Origin of the sequence: uncultured Fibrobacter sp., from assembly GCF_937877005.1 — a bacterium.
Taxonomy (GTDB): Bacteria; Fibrobacterota; Fibrobacteria; order Fibrobacterales; family Fibrobacteraceae; genus Fibrobacter.
The window spans coordinates 1-2,049 of sequence record NZ_CALEFV010000117.1 but is presented as its reverse complement, the minus strand read 5'-3'; the positions used below and the strand labels follow the sequence as shown (position 1 = coordinate 2,049).

Genomic DNA, 2,049 nt, shown 5'->3' with positions numbered 1-2,049 from the left:
AGAATGCTTTCGGTGAGTCCCTTGGCAATCGCCCCGCAATTGAGGGCGATAAAGGGCCCGCCCGCCCGCTTGCTGTGAGCGTGGACAAAGCGGGCGGCGACTTCTTTGCCGCTGCCCGATTCCCCAAGCAGTAGCACCGAGATGTCGGAGCTTGCCGCAATGCGTAACATGGATTCGTGTCTGTTCATAAAGCCTCTTACTATACACGCTTTTTTCGAGGCTCTGAATACCAAAAGCGCGAATAATTTACATTCGCGCCCAGAATTTTACATAACGGGGCGTTGCGGGTGCTCCCGCAGTGATGTGAACCCCGAAAGTTGGACACAGCTTTCGAGGAATTTATGGCTTTCAATCGAAAAAAATGGGAATTGGTCACAAAACTATACAAGGACGGACTGAAGGTTACTGAAATATGTCATCTTACGAACTTTGACAGGCGCGATGTCAGGCATGTATGCAGGGAATATGACATTCTCGGCTGCATGCGCGAACCCAGGAAGAATTTCTATCGCGGGTCGAACGAATTGAGAAAAATGGCAGTTGACGACATAGTCCTAAATTCGTTATCTTATGCCGAGGTAACCGTAAAGTACAACATTAACAGAACGACCTTGAAAGACTGGGTTCACTTGTTCCGGAACGGCGGTTACGAGGAACTGTTCGTGAACAGGCGCAAGGCGAGAAGACGCGGATATGGGAAGGCTGAAGAAGACTGCGAAAACGCCTCAGACCGAGTTGGAGAAACTCGAGGACGAGGTCTATCGTCTTCGTGCGGAGAATGCGCTGTTAAAAAAAGTGAAAGCCTTGGTCGAGGAAAAATACGCCCGAAAACAAGAGACTGGGCGGAAGCCATCAACGAGCTAAGGCATGAATACAGGCTTGACGTCCTGTTGGACATCAAGGGGATGGCCCGTTCAACGTTCTATTACTACGTCAAAAACAAACAGATAGACCGACATTCCGGTATCCGAAAACGCATAAGGGAAATACACGCCGAACATGCCGGTCGTTACGGTTATAGACGAATAACGTCGCAGCTGAAAAAAGAAGGCTTTACGATCAATCACAAGACCGTCTATAAGATCATGAGAGACCTTGGTCTGAAGAACGTCCGCAGAAAGAACAAATATCGTTCGTATGCGGGACAAGTCGGGTCGACTGCACCGAACATCGTGAACCGGGACTTCTCCACGACCGGCCCGAACCAGAAATGGACTACGGACGTGACACAGATATCCGTGGGGACCGAAAAATGCTTCCTGTCTCCAATATTGGATATGTACAATGGCGAGATCGTAAGCTACACGATATCGGACCATGCCGACCTTAAAATGGTCATGGACATGCTGGACAAGGCGTATGAACAGCACCGTGTATGGGAAAAACTGCTGATGCACTCGGATCAAGGTTGGCAATACCAGCACTACAACTACCAAAAGTCACTGAAAGACCACAACATAGTACAAAGCATGAGTCGCAAGGGCAACTGCCTGGACAATGCCATGATGGAGAACTTCTTCGGGATAATGAAGTCCGAACTACTTTACCCGAACAGGTTCAAGGACATGAATCACTTCAAACAGGAGCTGGTGAAATACATCGACTATTACAACAATGAACGGATAAAAGCTCGATTAAACGGGATGAGTCCTGTTCAATATCGAATAAATAGGGCGAATATAACCTAATTTTTAAATGTCCAACTTTTTGGGGTCAGTTCACTCCGCCGGGTCTTCCAGTACCCCCTCGAACGGGCGCTCAATCGCCGCGCCCGTAACGCCCTGGGCTACAAATGCCCACGGCTCCAGAAATGAGCCGTGTGGAATGAATTGCTCACTGTCTTGCCGCACTTGATGCGGCACCTCCTTTCCCCGCCCGCGTCATGCCGATGGAAATCGGCATCAGCTTTTCATGTCCAAAAAAGCGCTCCGGCTCAGCCTGCTCCGCACGCGGACAAATTACGGCCTTCGGCCTTTACTGTCCGCTTTGCGGCCAGGCTATCGCCGTGTCTACCGCAACCCCCTCGCCTAGGGGGACACCCCCTAAGAC

Annotated in this window: 2 protein-coding genes; one reads left to right on the top strand and one right to left on the bottom strand. The window is 50.1% G+C overall.

Translation table 11 applies throughout. The annotated features are described in order from the left end of the window. A partial coding sequence (locus tag Q0628_RS05700; RefSeq protein WP_298768998.1) for a sigma 54-interacting transcriptional regulator occupies positions 1-188 on the bottom strand: 188 nt, incomplete at its 3' end. A 153-nt stretch (positions 189-341) separates the two neighbouring features. On the opposite strand from Q0628_RS05700, the gene Q0628_RS05695 reads away from it, so the two are divergent. Beyond that, positions 342-1,688, top strand: a complete 1,347-nt coding sequence (locus Q0628_RS05695) for an IS3 family transposase (protein WP_298768996.1) — start codon at positions 342-344, stop codon at positions 1,686-1,688. Positions 1,689-2,049 lie beyond the last annotated feature (361 nt).